The sequence below is a fragment of the Shewanella sp. NIFS-20-20 genome, assembly GCF_019209865.1.
Taxonomy (GTDB): Bacteria; Pseudomonadota; Gammaproteobacteria; order Enterobacterales; family Shewanellaceae; genus Shewanella.
This window is the reverse complement of record NZ_JAHUTT010000055.1, coordinates 1-21004: the sequence shown is the minus strand read 5'-3', so window position 1 is coordinate 21004 and position 21004 is coordinate 1. Positions and strand designations below refer to the sequence as shown.

Sequence of the window (21004 nt, the reverse complement as noted above, 5' to 3'; positions counted from 1 at the left end):
TATTTTATATATAAAAAGATCAAAAATGCTTATCTACAATTATAAATATTCAGCCCTTAGCTAGTGGGTGAATTATTTGATGACTAGGGTCACATTATCCATTGCTGATTTAGACTAATCTCGTATTAACAATAAAGATGTACCGACAATTCAATATATTTCCACCGCCATCCCCTTCGGGATTGGCTGGATTTCATGCTGTTATTTCATCAGTGCAAAGTAATAGATAAGTCACATTTATTACGTGTTGTGATTTATAGCACTTATTCATTAGCTATATATAAGGCAGAGTATGCTGGCTGAAATTGGACATTTACTGCTCATTATAAGCAGTGCTCTCGCAATCAATTTATGCTGGGTCGCATGGCTTGGACTTCGAAAGAAAAATAACTATATATTAAGCTTTGTAAGCCCCTTGTGTTTATTACAAGCACTGGCATTATTTTCCTGCTTAATCTGTCTAACCATTGGCTTTGTCATCAACGACTTCTCCATCAGTTATGTGGCCAACCATTCAAACACTCAGTTGGCATGGTATTACCGTATCGCTGCCGTATGGGGTAGCCATGAAGGCTCCATGCTCTTTTGGGTGGTGCTCATCAGTTTATGGGCTGCCATTATCATGCAAAGCCGCCATTACACCGATAAGGGCTTTGTTATTCGCATGCAGGCGGTGTTATCGGCGCTGATCTTAGGCTTTAATATCTTTTTGCTATTTACCTCGAACCCGTTTGCCCGCAACTTGCCGCAAATCCCAGTTGAGGGGCGCAATCTCAATCCGATTTTGCAAGATATCGGCCTGATCTTGCACCCTCCGCTGCTCTTTTTAGGCTATGTCGGTTTAATTATCTGCTTTGCCGCTGCCCTCGCGGCCTTATGGGCAGGTAAGCTGGAACAACGTCATGCGAGTTATTTACGCCCATGGGCATTATTGGCATGGGTATTCCTAACCGGCGGCAACGCGTTCGGCTCTTGGTGGGCTTATAACGAACTTGGCTGGGGCGGGTGGTGGTTTTGGGATCCCGTGGAGAATGCCGCCTTTATTCCGTGGTTAATCGCTACCGCGTTAGTGCATTCGCTCTGGTTGACCAGCCAACAAGGTCTATTCAAGCTCACCAGCCTATTTTTATGTTTATTGGCTTTCTCATTAAGCTTGCTCGGCACCTTTTTAGTGCGCTCAGGCATAGTCCAATCTGTGCATGCCTTTGCCTCCGATCCCACTCGTGGCATGTCGATTTTAGTGCTACTACTAGTCTTTGTTGGCGCCGCACTTTTATTGTTTGCTCTTAAGGCCCCCAAGTTTTCCCAAGTCAGCGCCATTGGCTTGTACTCGAAAACCACCGGCGTGTTACTGGCCATCGCTATCTTAGTGGTGGCCGCGATGTCGGTACTGCTCGGAACCTTTTACCCCTTGATGTATGAACTGTTAGGGCTAGGCACGTTATCGGTCGGGGCGCCTTATTTTAATAGTATTTTCGTTCCGCTGACCTTTATCTGTGTTCTGGTGATGGGGTGGGTTCCTTTAATGGGCAAGCAAGGTTCAGCCAAGTGGCCGGCATTGGCGTTAGTCAGTTGCTGGCTTGCAGCTGCTGGCATCCTTATTCTCAGCCAGCAAACCTCTAACCTAATGTTATGGCTCGGCGCGGCGAGTGCATTATGGTTATTGCTGAGCCTTGGATGGACACTATGGCGCCAGCGCACTAGCAAACAGCCTTTTACCGGCGTGCGTATCGGCATGCTAATAGCGCACTTTGGCGTGGCCATCAGCATTATCGGAGCCACTGGCATTTCTAATTATGAACAAGAAGCGCTACTACGAATGGCACCAGGCCAAGGCAAACCAATAGGTGATTACACCTTTATTTATCGAGCCAATATGCCGGTAGACACTGCCAGCTACACCGGCATTCAGGCACAAATTGAAGTGCTGGACAGTCAAGAACGTTCACTAGGATTTATTTATCCTGAGCGCCAAACCTTTAAAACCAATGGCATGGAAGTGTCTCAAGCCGGCGTCTCTCACGGATTCTTCAAAGACTTATATGTCTCCAAGGGCGTACAGCTTTCCGACACTGAATACTTAATTCGTATCAGCATTAAACCCTTGGCCATGTGGATTTGGGCAGGCGGTCTCTTGATGATGCTTGGCGGCTTGATTTGCGTCTTTGCTCGGCCAACGCCGACGAAGGCGCCGACCGCCCTAGCGTGATAAGGAAACTAACCATGAAAACATTGATCTCCCTGTTGCTGTGTCTGCTGCTTAGCGTCATGACCGGCGCGGTCAGCGCGCAAGCGTTAAGCACCAGTGAGTTATTGCAGCAAGCTAAAACTATCGCTAAAGAACTACGCTGCCCTAAGACGGTTAATCAGAGCCTCTACGAATCCGAAGCGCCCATTGCCAATGAGCTCAAGGGGCATATTTATCAAATGCTACAACAAGGAAAAACCAAAGCCGACATCACCCAATTTATGGTGGAGCGCTACGGTGAACAAATCCATTACCGCCCGGGATTAACCACTAGCACCCTGATGCTTTGGTTTGGCCCCGGTCTGTTATTAGCCATGGCAGTTGGCTTTGTGCTGTTATTTATTCGTCAACAAGGGCGAGCTCATCAACATTTAGAGGAAAGTTAATCATGTTTAAACACGCCACCATGGCCTTTGCCTTGCTCGCCTGCAGTCTCTCGGTGCAAGCGCATTCGTTGCAAAATAAGGTGTATCAAACCGGCGAACCTTTAGCCAAGCCGATGCAAATGACTGGCTTTACCGAAATGTCATGGGCGCGCGGCGTGCCCGATATTGAGATGCAAACCGTCGATGGCAACACAGTCAATTTAAGTGATTACCGTGGCAAGTTAGTGCTAGTTAACTTGTGGGCAACTTGGTGCCCACCCTGTATCAAAGAAATCCCAGCACTGATTGACCTAAAAGCAGATAATCAAGATAAGCAGATCACCATCTTGTCATTATCCATTGACGAAGATCCTACTCTCGTTGCGCCGTTCTTGGATCTGCATGGATTTGAGAACTTTGAAACCTTACTCGATCCCACCACTCAAATCGAAAAAATCATGCCAGCCAACGTGGTACCTGCGACCTATATGTTTGACGGTGCAGGCAACCTAGTGGGCTTTGTGCGCGGCTATATGGATTGGGACGATAAAACGGTTCAACCCTTTGTTGATCAGCTTATTACCAAATATGCCGATAAGACCGCGGCGAATATCGCGGCCAGGTGATGCTGGCAGCGCCCAGTTGATGCCACTGGGGATCTCTTTGATTGAGCCGCTTGGCTTGGCTCAAATCATGGTGCTTTGCCGCCAAACTCGCCGTTGGCAATTAATAGGCAACGGCGCTTGCCAGAGGGTCGTGGGTCTCCAACCCAAATCTGCCATCGGCAAAGAGAATAATCGCCGTCCCGACGATAGGAAAATCGAAGCCTTCTAGGCTTCACCAAGGCAAGAGGGGATCAACAGTAATTCCCTCTTGCATCTCCCTTGCTGCCCCAGACGGGGCCGTCCACTCCTCAAATTTATGCTGGAAATGGCTATCGGCTCAGACGCTGGTCCATGATTCGACGAGTCTGCTGTGACATCCATGTCGAAGCCACGCGATTTTCATCAACATTCTTCGGCCACACCGATGGGAAATGGGTGTATTCTTCCACGATACAACAAGAGATTTTTTGATTTTCCGTTGAAAATACGTGCGACATCAAACCAAGACAAAAACGCCCAGCAATGCCGGGCGCTTGTGAGTCAGCAGTGATTATGAGAAGAAGTAAAAGTCGGCTCCCAGAAACAGAAACAGTACCATGCCGGCCAAGTTATTATTGAGAAAAGCTTTAAAACAGGGGGCCCGCTCACGACCATTGATCAGCTTTTGCTGGTACAGGCCAAAGCCGATGAAGGTAATGATCCCCAGCGCATACAAAAGACCGCGATCAGCAGCCCAGCCGGCAGCGATAAAACACGCCAATGCCGCTAACTGGAACAGCGCAATAATGTGCCTGTCATGACGGCCAAACATAATCGCAGTAGATTTAATCCCTATCTTAAGGTCATCGTCCCTGTCGACCATGGCGTACATAGTGTCGTAAGCCACGGTCCAACACCAGTTGGCGGCGAATAACCACCATGCCGAAGTGGGCACATCGCCTAATTGCGCGGCGTAAGCCATCGGGATAGACCAACTCCACACTATGCCCAAAAACATTTGCGGCATATGGGTATAACGTTTGGTAAAAGGGTAAATCACGGTGAGAATGATCCCCACCACCGATAACTTAACCACTAACGGATTGAGTAGCAGCACCAAGCCAAATGCCGACAAGCCGAGCACCACAAACAAAATCAGCGCTTCTTTGGCACTGATCTCGCCACTCGCTAAAGGCCGATGCTTGGTGCGCTCAACATGGCCATCGAGTTTGCGATCGGCAAAGTCGTTAATAATGCAGCCGCAGGCTCGCATCACAAACACCCCGAGTACAAACACCAGCAACACCTTGAGATTGGGAACGCCGTCGGCGGCCAACCACAAGGCAATTAAGCATGGCCACATTAATAACAAGGTTCCGATAGGCTTATCCAGCCGCGCTAGCCTAAGATAGGCCGGTAATTTATCCTTAATTCGCATATCCATCATCGTTGGCGCTCCTGCAACTACTCGCCTATTGTTATGGGTCTATCGCCCTGACTTATGTCCCTGATTTTAGCGCTGCAACGCTAAGATACCGCTTCTAATTTGGCATAGGCCAACATTAACCACTTGCTACCAACATCATCAAAGTTAACCTGCACCCGACCTTGGGGGCCACTGCCTTCAACGTTAGTGATTTTTCCTTCACCAAATTTATGGTGCTTAACTCTTTGCCCTAGGGTAAAGCCACTGTCATTGACCATGCTCGAACGGGTCATTTGACTATTTCGTTGATGACTCATCGGCGAGGCAACTTGTGCTTTGAGGCGAATTTCCTGCAAATATTGGCTCGGGATTTCTTTAATAAAACGCGAAGGCCGGCCATAGGTCTCGCGGCCATAAATGCGCCGTGATTCCGCATAGCTGATGAACAGCTTCTCCATCGCTCGGGTCATTCCCACATAACACAGACGCCGCTCTTCATCGAGACGGTCCCCTTCCTCGATCGCCATTTGACTTGGAAAGAGTCCTTCTTCAACCCCTGCCATAAACACCACGGGGAATTCTAAGCCCTTGGCTGAGTGCAAGGTCATTAACTGCACCGCATCGGTAAAGGCGTCGGCTTGTCCTTCACCTGCTTCTAATGCAGCATGGGATAAAAAGGCATTCAACTCGCCCATATCTTCCAGCTCGTCCGGCATTTCAAAGCTGCGCGCGGCAGTGACTAATTCCTGTAAGTTTTCAACTCGGGCGTGAGCTTTTTCGCCCTTTTCGGCGGCATACATGGCCTGCAAGCCAGATTGCTGGATCACGCTATCTGTCATGCGGTACAAAGGCATTTCTTCGGTATCTTGCTGCATTTGGATCACCAGATCCATAAAGCCACGCACTGAATTCGCCGCGCGCCCTGCCAGCACTTGTTCTTCCAATAAACGCTGACAGGCCTGCCATAAGGTAATACTGTGCTGACGAGCCGTGGTCCGTAAAATATCTAAGGTGCGATCACCGATGCCACGCGCAGGCGTGTTGACCACCCGCTCAAAAGCCGCGTCATCATCATGATTAGAAATCAAACGTAAATAGGCCATAGCATCTTTAATCTCTTGGCGCTCGAAGAAGCGCAAGCCACCATAGATGCGATAAGCTAAGCCTTTATGCAATAAGGCTTCTTCGAGTACCCGCGACTGAGCGTTGGAACGATACAAGATAGCGCAGTCACTCAAACTGCCGCCCTGATCGTGCCAGTCATTAATCCGACCAACGATATAACGCGCCTCATCCATTTCGTTAAAGGCACAATAGAGGGAAATTAGCTCACCGTCCTTACCTTCCGTCCACAGCTTCTTGCCCATCCGATCGGGGTTATTGGCAATTAACTCATTCGAGGCATTAAGGATATTGGCAGTAGAGCGATAATTTTGCTCCAAACGAATGGTTTGCGCACTCGGGAAATCTCCCAAGAAACGGTGTAAGTTCTCCACCTGCGCGCCACGCCAGCCATAAATCGACTGATCATCGTCACCAACGATCATCACATTGGCATTGGCGCCAGCGAGCACACGGATCCACGCATATTGGATAGCATTGGTGTCTTGAAATTCGTCCACTAAGATATGGCGGAACCTATCTTGATAGTGGGCCAGCAAGTGAGGTTTATTTAGCCACAGCTCATGGGCTCGTAACAAAATCTCTGCAAAATCAACAAGACCAGCCCGATCACAGGCCTCTTGGTAAGCGGTATACAGCTGTAACAAGGTCTGCTCAATTGGAAAGCCACCGGCATCGATGTGACTTGGACGTAACCCTTGATCTTTCTTGCCATTGATATAGCCACTTACCATGCGGGGCGGATACTGCTTCTCATCCAAGTTAAGGCTTTTTAACAAGCGCTTAATCAGCCGCAACTGGTCATCTGAATCAATAATTTGGAAGTTCTGCGGTAAGCCTGCGTCTTGCCAATGTGTGCGCAACAAACGATGCGCTAAGCCATGAAAGGTACCAATCCACATCCGACCTATGTTGTTGCCGACCACTTTCTCAACGCGCTCACGCATTTCTGCCGCGGCTTTATTGGTAAAGGTAACCGCCAGAATGGAGTAAGGACTTTGATTTTCGACTTGCATCAACCAAGCGATTCTATGGGTCAATACCCGAGTTTTACCACTGCCCGCGCCAGCCAACACCAGCATGCTTGACTGAGGTGCCGCCACCGCTTGTCGTTGATTATCGTTTAATCCGTCCAGTAATGAAGATACGTCCATTCTAGCCTCCCAGAAAAATGAGGCATCATTATAACCCCAAACAGCATCAAGATGCTTGCTTCAGCAGCGTGAGGCTGACTCATACTCGGCACGAGTGCGCGCATTGGAGTCGGTTCGTGAATCAGCTAAGACGGCGAAAGTGAGGCCAGTGGTAGATGAGGATGACCAATGCCGCGACAAGGCTTAAGGCCATTAGCCAGTGTCCGTCGCTGCGCTTGCGCCATCGGCAAAATAATCGCGCCAGCATAGTGAACTATGCTGGCGCTAAGGTGGACTGGCGGGAGGAGGATGGCGCTTATTTACGCAATTCAGGCCCTTGCATCCATTGGCCAAAATTAGTCAGGTCATTGGGCAGAACGACGCGAGTACCTTTTTTCGCAAGCCCTTGTAGTTGCTGCAAATATTGTTCAGCCAATTGCAAACGCAACGCTTGCTGACCGCCGGGCGCGGCAATCGCAGAAGCCAAGGTTTTAATCGAATCGGCGGTAGCGGCTGCCAGTTGCAAGATTTCTTCCGCCTGACCTTCCGCCTCATTAATTCGACGTTGCATTTCCCCCTCAGAAATATTGACCATTTCGGCCTTTATCCCCTCAGAACGATTAATTTTACTTTGTTTGTCACCTTCACTTTTGGCCAATAACGCGCGACGTTCTCGCTCGGCATTGACTTGCATTTCCATGGCATTACGCACTGTTTCTGGTGGCGAAATATTCTTAATTTCGTAGCGGTGCACCCTAATGCCCCACAAGGCGCCGGCTTGATCTAATACTTCGACCACTTTCGCGGATATCACGTCACGCTCTTCAAAGGTTCTATCCAAGTCTAAAGTACCAATTACCGAGCGCGTGGTGGTTTGCGCTAATTGAATCGCCGCAAAACGATAATCGATGACGCCATAGCTAGCTTTGACCGCGTCCACCACCGAGATGTAGATCACCCCATCGACCACCACGTTGACTTCATCACTGGAAAAACACTCTTGCGGCGGAACATCAATAGTCTCTTCTTTTAAATCATGGATATAGGCAACCTTATCAATAAAGGGCACTAGCGCATGAAAACCAGCATCTAAGGTATTGTGATATTTACCTAGGCGCTCGACCACGTAGGCCGATTTGGTCGGTACCAACCGAATTGATTGAAATAATTTAACTAAGACGACGAGGAAAATCAGTCCCCATATGCCCATGACCACCATATCTGGATCAAGATTATTCATATTCATGCGCGTGTCCCCATGTCTTTATTGGCTGCAATATTGGCTGACACCTGTTCGACGCCAGTAAAGAAACCTTCAATTTTAGCTAATTCAGCAGGCACTACTGAGACATCTGCAATGGCAATAACTTTGCCAAACTCATCAATAAACTGTTGTTTAAGCTGCATATCCATCGCCGCTTGCGCACCACTATGGGTCAAGGCTTCAGCCACCATTGCCAACCCTTGCGCTTGGGCGTCGGCAACAATTTTAATTTCTTGCGCTGTCCCTTTGGCTTCATTTATTCGCTTTTGCTTTTGGCCTTCGGAGATATTAATCGCCTCTTGGCGTTCGCCTTCAGAAAGGTTAATCATGGCGGCTTTTTCGGCATTGGCTAAGGTGATTTCGGCGCGCTTACGGCGCTCGGCTTCCATCTGTTTTTCTAAGGTGTGGATCACGTGTCTTGATGGGGTAATATTTTTCAGTTCATACCGCAATACCTTGATCCCCCAAGGCGCCGATGCTTTATCGATTTCGCGGACAATCGATTCATTGAGTTTATCGCGCTCAGAGAAGGTTTCACTTAAGGTTAATTTACCAATCTCAGAACGCATAGTGGTTTGCGCTAAATTGACCGCGGCCAATCGATAATCTTCAATCCCATAACTGGCCTCTTTGCCATCCATCACCTTAAGGTACACCAGTCCATCCACCTCCAACTGGGTATTATCTTTTGAAATACACGATTGAGGCGGTACGTCCAGCACCTGCTCGCGGGTGTCATGACGGTAGGCCACTCTATCAACAAAAGGAATTAAGAAATGAAAACCAGGTGCCAAAACCGTGCGGAACTTACCAAGGCGTTCAATCACATGCACATCACGCATTGGCACGATCAAAATCCATTTATAGATAATAAAAATCAAAAGTAGAAACAGAACCGTAAAAGTCAGCATAGATGTGTCCTCAGTATTTATTATTCTGTAGTAGTGACAGGCTCAACCACGAGCGCAATATTTTCACGACAAATAACTCTCACCTTAGTACCCACAGTAATTTCACTGCCATCGCCAAGAGCTGGCCACTGGCTACCTTGAAATTCAATCCGCCCCTGGGATTCACCTGGACCAATGGTGGCAATCACCTCAGCAAGCTGGTTGTATATATCAAGGGCTTCATCAGTATTATCGACATGGGCATCGCCGCCAATCCACTGTTGAGTGACCTGTCGAAAGCCCAGCAGCAATACGATAGAGACAATAAACCACAAGGTAAAACTCGGCGCCAAACCAACGACTAAGCCTAGCCAGACTGCAGCGGCGACGATCAGACAAGCGAGTCCAAGCAAGATAACGATACCGCCTGGGACAATGATCTCAGCGAGGATCAGGCCAATACCGACCCCCATCCAGATAAATTCAGCTTGAACCATGGCAGCACCTCCACGCCCAGTTGGCAACAAAATCACAACAACTGACATAATATGTCACAAGCCCCATAGTTTCTGCAAGCGCTTTATGAGATAGCAAAAAGGCACCCGAGGGTGCCTTTAGTAACAAGCTAGTGATTTATGCGAGTAGTTTTCGAGCGGCATCAACAACGATGTTCACCGCATGTGATTCTGTTTTCTTCATGCTCGCTTCATCAGGGATTTCCTGCTGCGTGCGATTAACGATGACGCCCGCGACACAAGCGGCACGCCAACCTTGCGAGGCGCACATGGTAAATAAAGTGGCAGACTCCATCTCGTAGTTCAATACGCCCATGTCTTGCCATTCTTGCATCGACCCCTTAAAGCGGCGGGTCACGCGGCCACTGACAGTGTCGTAGCGCTCTTGGCCAGGATAAAAGGTGTCTGATGACGCAGTGATACCAATATGAGGCTCCAGCCCAGCATCACGACAAGCGGCGACCATCGCGGTAGTACAGCTAAAGTCGGCAACGGCGGGGAACTCCATCGGCGCAAAGTGCAAACTGGCCCCATCGAGTCTTACCGAGGCTTGCGTCACAATCACATCACCAACATTAACATGGGGCTGAATTGCGCCAGTGGTGCCAACACGCAAAAAGGTGGTCACCCCTAATTGCGCCAATTCTTCCACGGCAATGGAGGTCGAAGGCCCACCAATACCGGTTGAACAAACGACCACGGCCTGACCATTTAAATAACCTAGGTAGCTGGTGTACTCCCTGTGACTCGCCAAAAACACCGGCTTGTCCATCGTTTCTGCAATTCGCTTCACTCGTTCAGGATCGCCAGGCACGATTGCTAAACTCGCACCATCTAACATTTGCTTGGTCAAGCCTAGATGAAATACATCAGCCATTTTGTAAGCCTCTTACCGTTATGATGGAAAATTCCAATATCTTACACGTTAGCTAAGATACCTTTCGAGAAAAGTTAGCTTTGTCACAAAACGCGATTCTGTCAACTGTGAGCTCAATCCAGTTTGCAGGCATCACAGCCATTAACGAATAATGAATATTTTGTTAACCAACTTCGCGCAAAACATGACCGAGATCACGGAATTGAGGGTGATGAGCAGGTAGTGTGAGTATTAATAGCCACGTAAAATAGATAGGATTCCACTATGTTCCCACAGTATCGCGACTTAATTTCTGAGCTTAAAGTAAGCAATCATCACTTTCAAAAGATCTTCGATGAACATAATCAGTTAGACCATGAGATCAATAACATAGAAAACCATCCGGCGGATTTTGCCGACGAGTTACACGCCAAGAAATTACGTAAACTGGCACTAAAGGAAGAGATATTGGTCATGCTAAAACAGCATGAAACGGCATAAAACAGCGCTGGGCGCCGCGAATATTCGCGGCACCACAAGTTTATAATTTCACCGCAGCAATGATTTGCTCGCTTGAGTCAACAAACTGGATATTGGTCACCACTAAGTTATTCAAGGTAATGATGGTGGCCTTATCTTTCTCTACTGGAAAATCAACCGTTTGCACACCTTCAAGATCAAGCGCGACCGCATACGGCAAGTCTTGCATTCGTGGAATGGCCACAAATTTAGATATTAAGCCAGGCATACCGCTAATATCAGCCACATACAAGACCTGCTTTGAGTTCGCTAGTGCCTCTGATTGCTCAAAGGCCGCTTGGATCACTTCACCACCTTTCATCCCGCGACTAAACAACAAATACCGACTGTCTTGATTGATTTGCTGCACTTGTTCGTGTTGATCTAATAACCCTGTGGCCGCGATCGAGCTGCCTTCTTTTATTTCGGCCGCCATAGAAAACTGGCTCACACACAACAAGCTCAATGCACATATCCGCTTTAACATAGCTAATTCCTAAGATTTTTTCTCAGCCATCAACATACCTCAGTCCCCTGATTTCACCATTAAGGCCGGCATAAAAACGAGAGAAAGATCACTTAACATTTATGACCTCATCACCGTAGAATGCAACTAACGCGGTTAACAAGGGAACGGTCATGCCAAGCGAACAGCTACAACAAGAATTGAATCAATTACAGAATGTATATCAATACATTACCGAATTTTTAGTGCAGTACAGTTTTCAGCTGATTGGCGCGGGTATTATTTTCTTGCTTGGGCTGTGGCTCGCCAACAAGCTCGGCAAGGTAGTGACTCGGCAATTTGAAAAGCATCAAATTGACGTCACCTTAGGCAACTTTGTCAGCAACCTAGTCCGCATCATTGTTATCGTGATGGTAGTGATCATTGTGCTAGGCAAGCTCGGGATTAGCATTACCCCGATGGTGGCCGCTATCGGCGCCGCTTCTTTGGGCGCCGGATTGGCCATCCAAGGCATGTTGTCTAACTATGCCGCCGGAGTCACCTTAATCGTCACTCGCCCCTTTGTGATAGGTAATACCATTGAAGTCAAAGGCGTCAGTGGCATAGTGCAAGATATTCGTCTCGGCATGACCGTATTGACTAATGAACAAGGTGAGCAAATCACGATTCCTAACAAAATGATCATTGGTGACATTTTGCACAACTCGTTTGAGTGTCGTTTGGTCGAAAGCCATTTTATTATCAGTTATGACCAAGATATCGATGAGGTGACAGCACTTTTGAATCGATGCTTATCCCAAATAGATGAGGTATGTCAGCAACCGGCGTTTCAGGTCGGCGTAAATAACCTGACCAATTTTGGCGCCGAACTCGGGGTACGATATTTTGTAAAGACTCCGAATTATTACCAAGATAAGTATTTAGTGAATGCCAAATTATTACACCAACTTAAACAAGCCAATATTGCGTTAGCCTGCCCAATACGTGAAATTCATCTGCAATCTTGAAGCGCGCCGTTCGCGCCATGATGGATGATAGCGAGAGGTTAAAGAAATCAGCGGCGCGAACTTAGCCATTGAACCGTTTGCCAACATCGATTGATGTCCTCCGTTATCAGCCAAAAAATAGCCTTCATTGAGAAGGCTATTTTTACTCTTAACGAGTTATCGGCTGACCTTGGTTAAGTACTTAGTTCACCGGAAAATTTTGCACACTATCTTGATCGGCAGTCACCAATACATTCTGCGCATCGGCAAATATCTTAAACGTTGCAATATTATCATCGGCATTATGCGCTGAGTCAGGATCATCATGTTGAGCCACACAGGTATAGCCAAGACTGTAACGCGCAGGATTAACAAAGCCAAATTCGTATTCATGTAAACCCGAATTTAGCTCCACATTGACTTTAGCTGATGCCAGAGGCAATACATTGGGGGCATTTACACTGGGGCAGAAATCACTCATATTGCTTAATGCAATATCTGGTGGAAATAAATACACCGCGGCGCTGAACTCTGAACCAGCAGCATCAGCCTCGCACTGAGCTATAAATTCGTCAGTGACTTACCCTTCAATACTCCCCACATCATCAAGATTGACAAGCTGCACCGCCGTTGGTTTTAGCGTGTAGTCATCTTTATTACAAGAGGTCTTTACAATACTTTCGCTAAATCAAATTCGGCAACATAGTCATTTGCGCCGGCCGCAATAACGAACTTTTGCTTGAAGAACCGTCGCCCCGAATCATCGTCATCTGCACCAGTAACACCACAACTGCCATGGCTATTGGTGACTCCCCCCCAGTCGAGGTCATTGCCATCCTTCACAAATGAGCTAGTCGTAGCTGTCACCTCACGGTTTTCCATGCCAATACACATTTAGTATTCACCAAAAGGCAGTTGCTGATCATTCCCCAATAAGGCGACATCAGCCCCTTGATCATCGCGTAAGTCTACCGGTACGGATTGAGCGTTAGCTAAGACATCGAATGAATAGGTACCCTCCCAACTTTTAATACCACTTGTTTAATGGCAATAGTCACTCCCTGAACGGAAGCCGGATTATCAGAGATCCCAAGGCTAAAGCGACCTGCCGGGCTGGAGGAGGGATCACTGTCGCTACTGCTGCCACCGCAGCCACTAAGTCACCCCGCACAGCTGGCTAGCACCCACAGCATTTGCAATTGTTTCATGTATTTTCACCCATAGTAAACCGTAGCGCCTAACCCACCATCATAGTGCTTATGACTGATATCAACTAATCATTGGCAAGAGCAAGATCGCAAGCCACATGAAACTCCTCCTTGAGGTTCCTGAGGCAATCACACTCTCTACGGTAACCGGCGCATATCGATATGTGGGATATCGTCCTCTAGATACACCTCAGATATGGGAGTAAAACCTAACCCTTGATAAAACGTTAACAAATAATGTTGGGCACCGATATCAATCGGAGTGTGTGGCCATGCTTGCTGGCAATAGCCAATCGCTTGCTTCATCAATTGTTGGCCTAGGCTTAACCCTCTAGCCGCTGACGCCACGATCACTCGACCAATGGCCGGATGGTCGTAGCCGGCACCGGCTGGCAATATCCGCGCATATGCCAGAATATCGCCGTCATCAGTTTCAAACCAAAGATGGCGCGCCTCTGCCAACATATCTTTGCCATCGAGCTCTGGATAAGCACAAGCTTGCTCGACCACAAATACATCGACTCTTAACTTGAGCAATTGATACAAGGTTTGTACCGATAACTGGTCAAATGGTGCGAGTTTCCACATGAATACGCTCTCTACGTTGGTGGGTTAAAACAAATCGCGCTGTCTTTACAAATCAATTAAAGCCGCCTTAAATGATTAGGATGCTTTTACTGAGTGACAACACAATGCCAAGCCTAATAATAACGCTCATTCGCGGGCCATTGATAGTCTGGTACTGTCTAATAATCAAAGTGTTAGCGGCAGAAACTCCTCCATCTGAGTCCTATGAATTTAAACAACTGTTGGCACCATCAGCCTTCAACTCTCGACTACAAATCCAAGACTACCAAGCGGCGTTAACCCACCAATTATCTTCGTTAGGTAAGCTAGATGGTCAACTCAGCTTAGCGGATCAAGGGGGGATTAATTACTATGACACCAAGGACTGTCTCTTGAAACAACAAGGGATCATCGTCCGTCACCGCATGCATCATCAGCACTGGCAACTCACCATCAAGCAGCGCAGTGTGTATCCGCAGCAACTCAAGCTATCGCCGTTAATGGCATCTGGAGTGATGCAAGCCGATGTCCTAGCTAAACCGCAATTGCATACAATTTATGGCATTAGCCAATCATTGCCACAACAAAAAATGCCCGCAACTATTGCGGAGCTTATCCAACAATTTCCTGCCCTCGGACGCATTGCAGCGATTAGGGATGCCGCCGAGCTCGCCTTATTGCCCATCACGCAGACAGGATTACAACAGTCAGTGTATCAAGGGCCGGTATTGCCCTTAGGCAAACATCGCCTCAAATTTAGCCTAACCTTGTGGAGCCTAGGAAATAATCACCCGCCGCTCCTCAGTGAAATCTCATTTAAAATTAACAACAAGCATCACAAACTAGATACCGAAACCCTGCAATCTGCCTATTTAATCCTAGAGACCCTCGCCACTATGAGCGCGTGGCAAGGGCCCATCAATAGCACCAAAACCCATTGGCTATATCAGCAGCAACACCGATGCGGCGGCGCAGTGACTTATCCGGCTACCGAAACCCCGGCAAAGTAAGGATGTAAAAAAACCACCGCCACAAATATCACTAATGAAATCACCAAGCCCCGCACTTCACGCAACCAGCTTCCGGGCGCTTTTACTGCTGGTTTGCCATCGCGACGATTAATCAAAATAATGTCTAATATGGCCCACAAGCCGAGCCCACCAAATAAGATCACAGAACGGCTGTCACCATTGGCCAATAAATGGGCGCCAGACCAAATGATCACTGCGGTTAGCATCGGATGGCGCACGAACCGTTGCAATCGCGAGGGGTACATGGCAGTACCAAACACAATAAACGCCACCAGCATCAGTAACGATGTTGCATGAGGCGCCCATGAGAAATACCACAGCAGCTCAGGTCGGCTCGCGCGCCAGCCAAACACAATACAGGCCAAGCCAAGCAAAATGAGTCCCGCAAAGATTGCCTTAAACAGAGCCGCACCTAAGGATTGCTTGAGCCCGGCAGTGACCTTAGGGGCGAGCGCGAGCGACAGATGAACTACGGACCAAATCAATACCCCGACAATGAGCCATTCCATGATGTTTCCTTATGTTTTTATTAGAGATGCCCTAAGTGACCACAGCCAAGGCGTGAACTCAAGTCTATTTTTCAACCAATAAAAAGGCGCCTCACTCGGGAGGCGCCATTCATCGCGGGGGATCTCAGCTTAAGAGCAACAATCTTTATGATTATTGGTAAATGGCAGTTTTTGCCATAACACCCGTAACATCAAGCCACCGAGCAATAAGCCACTGGCAGCCACTAACCATTCAGGCAACAACTGATGCTGTTCGCCAATTTGTGGCATCACTTCAATGCCAAAGCGTTCAACCACATAATTTACCAAGATACCCGACACTAACGCGACGCCTAACACCCCGCCGAGATAGGCGTATAAAGCCCGTTTGCCCAGCTCTTTAACGACTACCCCTAAGGTGGCGATATTGGTGGCCGGTCCCGCCAGCATAAACACTAAGACGGCTCCGGGAGAGATCCCTGCTAATAATAAACCAGCGGCGATGGGAGTCGATGCCGTTGCGCAGATATACATAGGCACTGACACTAACATCATCACTAACATGGCGAGCACACCATCCCCCCATTTCATCAAGAAGTCGGCAGGCACATAAGTTTGTACTAAAGCGGCAAAGAATAAGCCCACTAATAACCACAAGGTGGTATCGCGCACCAAGTCGGTCGCAGCATATGTTAAGCCCTTCATCACCTTATCGAAGACTGACAGTGGCGGCGTGACAGTATCGCTCGCACTACTGCAGCAGCCGCCAGCTTGGCCTTGCGCTACCTGAGCCGGCTTTATTTTGGCAGATTGCGGCGCACTTTGGCTATGACAGCAGCTCGCCACCTGAGGCGCGACGGCATTGGCGGCAGGCGAGCAACAAGATGACGCAGGGACTGATGGCGCCGTCAATAGCTGGCGATTAGTCGTCTCCACCTTGGTAAAGGTCGGCACCGGTTTCGCGGCATTACTCGCTGTCGGTGCAGAGGGGAGCGGCGACTCATCATCGCGCCCGACTAACATGCCAGCGACGATAGCACTGATCACTGCCGCTAGCGGCCGCACTATCGCCATAAAAGGCCCGAGCAATACGTAAGAAACACTGACAGAATCTACCCCGGTTTCTGGGGTCGACACCAAAAATGAGGTGGTCGCGGCTTTAGAGGCACCCGCACGTCGTAAGCCGACGGCGGCAGGAATTACCCCGCAAGAACACAAGGGTAAAGGCGCCCCTAACAAGGCGGCCTTAATGGTCGCTTTAAGGCCATGGCCCCCCAGTTGTTGATGCATCCAACTCATGGGCACAAACACACTGAGCAACCCGGCCAATATCAAGCCTAATAACAGCCAAGGGGCCGACTCTAAAAAGAGGTGTAAAAAATTCTCAAATAACATCTCAAGCCTCTTGGGTCTTAATGGCTACTGGGTGGCAATCATGCTCACAGTCACCATGGTTTTCGGGTTTGATTTCACCGGTGGCCGATTCTAATGCCTCTAAGATTGAGCAGCACTCAGCACTTTCTGGACCACCACAGCAAGACTCAGAAAGTTTGTTGAGTGAGTCTTTAAAGTGTTGTAACTCTTGAATTTTAGCGGTCACTTGAGCCAACTTAGTATCCACCACCGCTTTCACGTCAACGCACTGCCAGTGCGAACGATCCAAATCAATCGACAGCAACTCGTTTATCTCCGACAAGCTAAAGCCAACGGCTTTGGCGCGCAAAATAAACTGTAACCGCTCAGCATCTTGAGCCGTATAGAGTCGATAGCCAGCCTCAGAACGCTCACTAGGCGTGAGCAAGCCATGCTTTTCGTAGAACCTCAAGGTATCTGTTTTAATGTGGCAGAGGCTGGCCAATTCTCCAATCTTATACATTTTCTTACCCACGCTGGTCGTTGCAATCCTGAGTATAAACCTTGGAGTTAGATACAAGGTCAAGGATCATTTTGTTTTTTATCTGTTCGCATATCAATATTGTGAAATTACACATAAAAACCCTCAGCATAAGGCTCTTGATATAAAATACGCGCCACAGAGACCCGAACGGCACGATATTGCTTAACTCGCTTGTTTCATACGGGCGCGACAACCAAGCCTATCGCCGCACATCAGGGCGCTTTTGCAACACCATCGATGCGGTGGTGTTGCCAAAGAACCTTGATATTCACAGCTCAAGTGAATGCCTCGCCCATAAAGCTAATAACACTGGACCCTGTACCTAGATGACGACTCACAGACCCATTCGCCGCGCGCTGCTTAGCGTTTCTGACAAAACTGGTATCCTCGAATTCGCCAAGGCGTTACATGCTCAAGGCGTAGAATTGCTGTCGACCGGCGGCACCGCCCGCTTATTGGCCGATAATGACATTCCTGTGATTGAAGTGTCTGACTACACAGGCCACCCTGAAATTATGGATGGTCGCGTTAAAACCCTTCATCCCAAGGTTCACGGTGGCATTTTGGCTCGCCGCGGCATTGATGAGCAAGTGATGGAACAGCAGCAGATCCAAGCCATCGATTTAGTAGCCGTTAACCTGTATCCCTTTGCTGACACAGTTGCCAACGCCGGCTGTACCTTGGCTGATGCCGTGGAAAATATCGATATTGGTGGCCCAACCATGGTGCGCTCTACCGCCAAAAACCACAAAGACACTACCATAGTCGTCAACGCTCATGATTATGATCGTGTCATTGCTGAAATGCTGGCGAACCAAGGTAGCACCACCCTAGAAACCCGATTCGACTTGGCCATTGCCGCCTTTGAACACACCGCCGCCTATGATGGGATGATCGCCAACTATTTTGGCACCATGGTGCCGGCACATAGCCAAGATGAGTGTACCGCTGAGTCTCGCTTCCCACGCACTTACAATCGCCAATGGGTCAAAAAACAAGATCTGCGCTATGGCGAAAACAGCCATCAAGCCGCCGCCTTCTATGTAGACACTCACATCGATGAAGCCTCGGTCGCGACCGCGATACAATTACAAGGCAAGGCGTTGTCGTACAACAACATCGCCGATACTGATGCCGCCCTAGAGTGCGTCAAAGAGTTTGATCAGCCCGCATGCGTTATTGTTAAACACGCCAATCCTTGCGGTGTTGCTTTAGGCAAAGATTTGCTCGACGCCTACAACCGCGCCTATCAAACCGATCCCACCTCCGCCTTTGGCGGTATTATCGCCTTCAATGGTGAATTAGATGCCGCCACCGCCAGCGCTATTGTCGAGCGCCAGTTTGTGGAAGTGATTATTGCCCCTAGCGTGAGCCAAGCGGCGCGCGACGTTGTGGCAGCTAAAGCCAATGTTCGCCTGCTTGAATGTGGTCAATGGCAACACAAAACCCAAAGCCTTGATTATAAGCGTGTCAATGGCGGCCTCTTGGTGCAAGACCGAGATCAAGGCCAGATTGGGATCGATGACATCAAGATTGTCTCTAAACGCCAACCAACGGCAAGTGAATTAAACGACTTGCTCTTCTGCTGGAAGGTCGCCAAATTCGTTAAATCTAACGCCATCGTCTACGCCAAAGACGGCATGACCATTGGTGTAGGTGCCGGCCAAATGAGCCGAGTCTACAGCGCCAAAATTGCCGGGATTAAAGCCGCCGATGAAGGACTGCAAGTGGTTAACTCTGTGATGGCCTCAGACGCCTTCTTCCCTTTCCGAGATGGTATCGATGCCGCGGCAGCGGCCGGAATTAGCTGCATTATCCAGCCGGGAGGATCGATGCGAGACCACGAGATTATCGCGGCCGCGGATGAACACGGTATGGCCATGGTATTTACCGGCATGCGTCATTTCCGACATTAATAGCAGTTAACTAATCTACAGCTTTGGCCCTAGCATTTAGGGCCTTATTCATTTCGATTTGTGGGAGTGTAACCATGAAAGTATTGATCATTGGTGGCGGTGGCCGCGAGCATGCCTTAGCCTGGAAAGCCGCTCAATCGCCGCAAGTAGACACTGTCTTCGTCGCCCCCGGTAACGCCGGTACTGCCTTAGAGCCTAATATCGAAAACGTCGCCATCAGCGCTACCGATATCCCAGCCTTACTGGCGTTTGCCAAGAGCCATCAAATCGAGCTCACCATTGTTGGCCCTGAAGCCCCCTTGGTGTTAGGTGTTGTTGATGCCTTTAATGCCGCCGGCTTAGCAATTTTCGGCCCGACTCAGGCCGCCGCCCAACTCGAAGGTTCCAAAGCCTTTACTAAAGATTTTCTGGCGCGCCACCATATTCCTACTGCCGGTTATAAAAACTGCACCGACATCAGTGATGCCAAAGCTTATGTGCGCGAATTAACCAGCAGCACAGGTTATCCCGTGGTAATTAAAGCCGACGGACTGGCGGCAGGTAAAGGGGTGATTATTGCCCAAGATCAAGCCGAAGCCGATGCCGCCATCGACGATATGCTGGCGGGTAACAAGTTTGGCGATGCCGGCTCGCGAGTCGTCATCGAAGAGTTTCTCAGTGGAGAAGAAGCCAGCTTTATCGTCATGGTCGATGGCCACAATATTCTGCCCATGGCCACCAGCCAAGATCACAAGGCGCGAGATAACGGCGACAATGGCCCCAACACTGGGGGCATGGGCGCCTATTCGCCTGCACCTGTCGTCACGCAAGCGGTGCATGACTGGACCATGGCTAACGTTATTCGCCCCACCGTTGATGGCATGGCCGCCGAAGGCAATGTCTATACCGGTTTCTTATATGCAGGCCTAATGATCGCCGCCGATGGCAGCGCCAAGGTACTGGAATATAATTGCCGTTTTGGCGACCCCGAAACCCAGCCAATCATGATGCGCTTACAGTCTGATCTTGTGCAATTATGCTTAGCCGCCACCCGTGGCGAACTCGATACGGTAACGGCGAAATACGATAGCCGCGCCGCCGTTGGCGTCGTGTTAGCCGCCGGCGGTTATCCAGACGCCTACCGCAAGGGAGATGTCATTGACGGTCTAAGTTTAGGCAATGACGATGCTAAGGTTTTCCATGCTGGCACTGAGCTAGCCAATGGCCACGTACTGACCCAAGGTGGCCGGGTATTATGTGCAACCGCGCTTGGCAACACAGTCACTGACGCGCAGCGCGCCGCCTATCAGTTAGTCGAAACCATTCACTGGGACGATGTTTATTTCCGTACCGATATTGCTTATCGCGCCATTGCTCGCGAACAGCAAGGCTAATTTATCGCTGAATAAAAACCGGCTAACGCCTAATGCCGATCAGTTAAGACAGATCGCTTGACGATCTCACTGAAAGGATCAAAATCCGATGACCCCTTGTCATCGGATTTTTTTATGCAACTTTCAGAAGCTTTGGCGCGTACTCATATC

At 48.9% G+C, this 21004-nt stretch carries 21 protein-coding genes; 8 read left to right on the top strand and 13 right to left on the bottom strand.

The window, feature by feature from the left end; all coding sequences use genetic code 11:
• Positions 1-292: 292 nt before the first annotated feature.
• Genes KU855_RS15095 through KU855_RS15085 form a run of 3 tightly spaced genes read left to right on the top strand, consistent with a single transcriptional unit; the run spans position 293 to position 3239 of the window.
• Positions 293-2209 carry a heme lyase CcmF/NrfE family subunit gene (locus KU855_RS15095; RefSeq protein ID WP_218531099.1) on the top strand — a complete coding sequence of 639 codons (1917 nt, stop codon included), beginning with the start codon at positions 293-295 and terminating at the stop codon, positions 2207-2209.
• A 14-nt stretch (positions 2210-2223) separates the two neighbouring features.
• Positions 2224-2634, top strand: coding sequence for a cytochrome c-type biogenesis protein (locus KU855_RS15090; RefSeq protein WP_218531098.1), 411 nt, complete (start codon positions 2224-2226; stop codon positions 2632-2634).
• A gap of 2 nt (positions 2635-2636) precedes the next feature.
• Positions 2637-3239, top strand: coding sequence for a TlpA disulfide reductase family protein (locus KU855_RS15085; protein WP_218531097.1), 603 nt, complete (start codon positions 2637-2639; stop codon positions 3237-3239).
• A gap of 529 nt (positions 3240-3768) precedes the next feature.
• On the opposite strand, the gene ubiA is transcribed toward KU855_RS15085, so the two are convergent.
• The 6 genes from ubiA to udp all read right to left on the bottom strand — a co-directional run bounded on the left by ubiA (position 3769) and on the right by udp (position 10424).
• Positions 3769-4635 carry a 4-hydroxybenzoate octaprenyltransferase gene (gene ubiA, locus KU855_RS15080; RefSeq protein ID WP_218531105.1) on the bottom strand — a complete coding sequence of 289 codons (867 nt, stop codon included), beginning with the start codon at positions 4633-4635 and terminating at the stop codon, positions 3769-3771.
• An 89-nt stretch (positions 4636-4724) separates the two neighbouring features.
• A complete protein-coding gene (gene uvrD / locus KU855_RS15075; protein ID WP_218531096.1) occupies positions 4725-6899 on the bottom strand; it encodes a DNA helicase II in 2175 nt (724 codons plus the stop codon).
• Positions 6900-7194: 295 nt separating this feature from the next.
• Positions 7195-8124, bottom strand: a complete 930-nt coding sequence (locus KU855_RS15070; RefSeq protein WP_218531095.1) for an SPFH domain-containing protein — start codon at positions 8122-8124, stop codon at positions 7195-7197.
• Positions 8121-9053, bottom strand: coding sequence for a slipin family protein (locus tag KU855_RS15065; RefSeq protein WP_218531094.1), 933 nt, complete (start codon positions 9051-9053; stop codon positions 8121-8123). The genes KU855_RS15070 and KU855_RS15065 overlap by 4 nt, the downstream gene beginning before the upstream one ends.
• Before the next feature lie 20 nt (positions 9054-9073).
• The gene (locus tag KU855_RS15060) at positions 9074-9529 is read right to left on the bottom strand and encodes an NfeD family protein (protein ID WP_218531093.1); all 456 of its coding nucleotides are present in this window, start codon (positions 9527-9529) and stop codon (positions 9074-9076) included.
• 136 nt (positions 9530-9665) lie between these two features.
• Positions 9666-10424, bottom strand: a complete 759-nt coding sequence (gene udp, locus KU855_RS15055) for a uridine phosphorylase (RefSeq protein ID WP_218531092.1) — start codon at positions 10422-10424, stop codon at positions 9666-9668.
• A gap of 264 nt (positions 10425-10688) precedes the next feature.
• Here udp and KU855_RS15050 point away from each other — a divergent pair, with 264 nt between their 5' ends.
• Complete coding sequence (locus tag KU855_RS15050) at positions 10689-10904, top strand: YdcH family protein (RefSeq protein WP_218531091.1); 216 nt, start codon at positions 10689-10691, stop codon at positions 10902-10904.
• A 40-nt stretch (positions 10905-10944) separates the two neighbouring features.
• Here KU855_RS15050 and KU855_RS15045 read toward each other — a convergent pair whose 3' ends face one another.
• On the bottom strand, positions 10945-11409 hold the full coding sequence (locus tag KU855_RS15045) for a hypothetical protein (RefSeq protein WP_218531090.1): 465 nt from the start codon (positions 11407-11409) through the stop codon (positions 10945-10947).
• Between the two features lie 152 nt (positions 11410-11561).
• Here KU855_RS15045 and KU855_RS15040 point away from each other — a divergent pair, with 152 nt between their 5' ends.
• Complete coding sequence (locus tag KU855_RS15040) at positions 11562-12395, top strand: mechanosensitive ion channel family protein (protein ID WP_218531089.1); 834 nt, start codon at positions 11562-11564, stop codon at positions 12393-12395.
• Between the two features lie 181 nt (positions 12396-12576).
• Here KU855_RS15040 and KU855_RS18925 read toward each other — a convergent pair whose 3' ends face one another.
• The 3 genes from KU855_RS18925 to KU855_RS15030 form a co-directional block, all read right to left on the bottom strand.
• On the bottom strand, positions 12577-12855 hold the full coding sequence (locus tag KU855_RS18925) for a hypothetical protein (RefSeq protein WP_256261056.1): 279 nt from the start codon (positions 12853-12855) through the stop codon (positions 12577-12579).
• A gap of 188 nt (positions 12856-13043) precedes the next feature.
• Positions 13044-13241, bottom strand: coding sequence for a hypothetical protein (locus KU855_RS18920; RefSeq protein ID WP_256261055.1), 198 nt, complete (start codon positions 13239-13241; stop codon positions 13044-13046).
• A 479-nt stretch (positions 13242-13720) separates the two neighbouring features.
• Complete coding sequence (locus tag KU855_RS15030) at positions 13721-14170, bottom strand: GNAT family N-acetyltransferase (protein ID WP_218531088.1); 450 nt, start codon at positions 14168-14170, stop codon at positions 13721-13723.
• 170 nt (positions 14171-14340) lie between these two features.
• Between KU855_RS15030 and KU855_RS15025 the strand changes: the two genes are divergently transcribed.
• A complete protein-coding gene (locus KU855_RS15025) occupies positions 14341-15159 on the top strand; it encodes a hypothetical protein (RefSeq protein WP_218531087.1) in 819 nt (272 codons plus the stop codon).
• Here the strand turns inward: KU855_RS15025 and KU855_RS15020 are convergent.
• The 3 genes from KU855_RS15020 to zntR all read right to left on the bottom strand — a co-directional run bounded on the left by KU855_RS15020 (position 15129) and on the right by zntR (position 17544).
• Positions 15129-15689: an NnrU family protein gene (locus KU855_RS15020; RefSeq protein WP_218531086.1), complete on the bottom strand. Its 561-nt coding sequence runs from the start codon at positions 15687-15689 to the stop codon at positions 15129-15131. The genes KU855_RS15025 and KU855_RS15020 overlap by 31 nt on opposite strands.
• 129 nt (positions 15690-15818) lie before the next feature.
• Positions 15819-17063, bottom strand: coding sequence for an SO_0444 family Cu/Zn efflux transporter (locus KU855_RS15015; RefSeq protein WP_218531085.1), 1245 nt, complete (start codon positions 17061-17063; stop codon positions 15819-15821).
• Between the two features lies 1 nt (position 17064).
• Positions 17065-17544, bottom strand: coding sequence for a Zn(2+)-responsive transcriptional regulator (zntR, locus tag KU855_RS15010; protein ID WP_218531084.1), 480 nt, complete (start codon positions 17542-17544; stop codon positions 17065-17067).
• 347 nt (positions 17545-17891) lie between these two features.
• On the opposite strand from zntR, the gene purH reads away from it, so the two are divergent.
• Positions 17892-19481, top strand: a complete 1590-nt coding sequence (gene purH / locus KU855_RS15005; protein ID WP_218531083.1) for a bifunctional phosphoribosylaminoimidazolecarboxamide formyltransferase/IMP cyclohydrolase — start codon at positions 17892-17894, stop codon at positions 19479-19481.
• Positions 19482-19555: 74 nt separating this feature from the next.
• The gene (gene purD / locus KU855_RS15000; protein ID WP_218531082.1) at positions 19556-20854 is read left to right on the top strand and encodes a phosphoribosylamine--glycine ligase; all 1299 of its coding nucleotides are present in this window, start codon (positions 19556-19558) and stop codon (positions 20852-20854) included.
• Positions 20855-21004: the final 150 nt, after the last annotated feature.

What these genes read in the sequence shown, in the direction of transcription:
- KU855_RS15095 (WP_218531099.1), top strand. Translation starts at nt 293, where the DNA reads ATGCTGGCTGAAATTGGACATTTACTGCTCATTATAAGCAGTGCTCTC.
- KU855_RS15090 (WP_218531098.1), top strand. Translation starts at nt 2,224, where the DNA reads ATGAAAACATTGATCTCCCTGTTGCTGTGTCTGCTGCTTAGCGTCATG.
- KU855_RS15085 (WP_218531097.1), top strand. Translation starts at nt 2,637, where the DNA reads ATGTTTAAACACGCCACCATGGCCTTTGCCTTGCTCGCCTGCAGTCTC.
- ubiA (WP_218531105.1), bottom strand. Translation starts at nt 4,635, where the DNA reads ATGCGAATTAAGGATAAATTACCGGCCTATCTTAGGCTAGCGCGGCTG.
- uvrD (WP_218531096.1), bottom strand. Translation starts at nt 6,899, where the DNA reads ATGGACGTATCTTCATTACTGGACGGATTAAACGATAATCAACGACAA.
- KU855_RS15070 (WP_218531095.1), bottom strand. Translation starts at nt 8,124, where the DNA reads ATGAATATGAATAATCTTGATCCAGATATGGTGGTCATGGGCATATGG.
- KU855_RS15065 (WP_218531094.1), bottom strand. Translation starts at nt 9,053, where the DNA reads ATGCTGACTTTTACGGTTCTGTTTCTACTTTTGATTTTTATTATCTAT.
- KU855_RS15060 (WP_218531093.1), bottom strand. Translation starts at nt 9,529, where the DNA reads ATGGTTCAAGCTGAATTTATCTGGATGGGGGTCGGTATTGGCCTGATC.
- udp (WP_218531092.1), bottom strand. Translation starts at nt 10,424, where the DNA reads ATGGCTGATGTATTTCATCTAGGCTTGACCAAGCAAATGTTAGATGGT.
- KU855_RS15050 (WP_218531091.1), top strand. Translation starts at nt 10,689, where the DNA reads ATGTTCCCACAGTATCGCGACTTAATTTCTGAGCTTAAAGTAAGCAAT.
- KU855_RS15045 (WP_218531090.1), bottom strand. Translation starts at nt 11,409, where the DNA reads ATGTTAAAGCGGATATGTGCATTGAGCTTGTTGTGTGTGAGCCAGTTT.
- KU855_RS15040 (WP_218531089.1), top strand. Translation starts at nt 11,562, where the DNA reads ATGCCAAGCGAACAGCTACAACAAGAATTGAATCAATTACAGAATGTA.
- KU855_RS18925 (WP_256261056.1), bottom strand. Translation starts at nt 12,855, where the DNA reads ATGAGTGATTTCTGCCCCAGTGTAAATGCCCCCAATGTATTGCCTCTG.
- KU855_RS15030 (WP_218531088.1), bottom strand. Translation starts at nt 14,170, where the DNA reads ATGTGGAAACTCGCACCATTTGACCAGTTATCGGTACAAACCTTGTAT.
- KU855_RS15020 (WP_218531086.1), bottom strand. Translation starts at nt 15,689, where the DNA reads ATGGAATGGCTCATTGTCGGGGTATTGATTTGGTCCGTAGTTCATCTG.
- KU855_RS15015 (WP_218531085.1), bottom strand. Translation starts at nt 17,063, where the DNA reads ATGTTATTTGAGAATTTTTTACACCTCTTTTTAGAGTCGGCCCCTTGG.
- zntR (WP_218531084.1), bottom strand. Translation starts at nt 17,544, where the DNA reads ATGTATAAGATTGGAGAATTGGCCAGCCTCTGCCACATTAAAACAGAT.
- purH (WP_218531083.1), top strand. Translation starts at nt 17,892, where the DNA reads ATGACGACTCACAGACCCATTCGCCGCGCGCTGCTTAGCGTTTCTGAC.
- purD (WP_218531082.1), top strand. Translation starts at nt 19,556, where the DNA reads ATGAAAGTATTGATCATTGGTGGCGGTGGCCGCGAGCATGCCTTAGCC.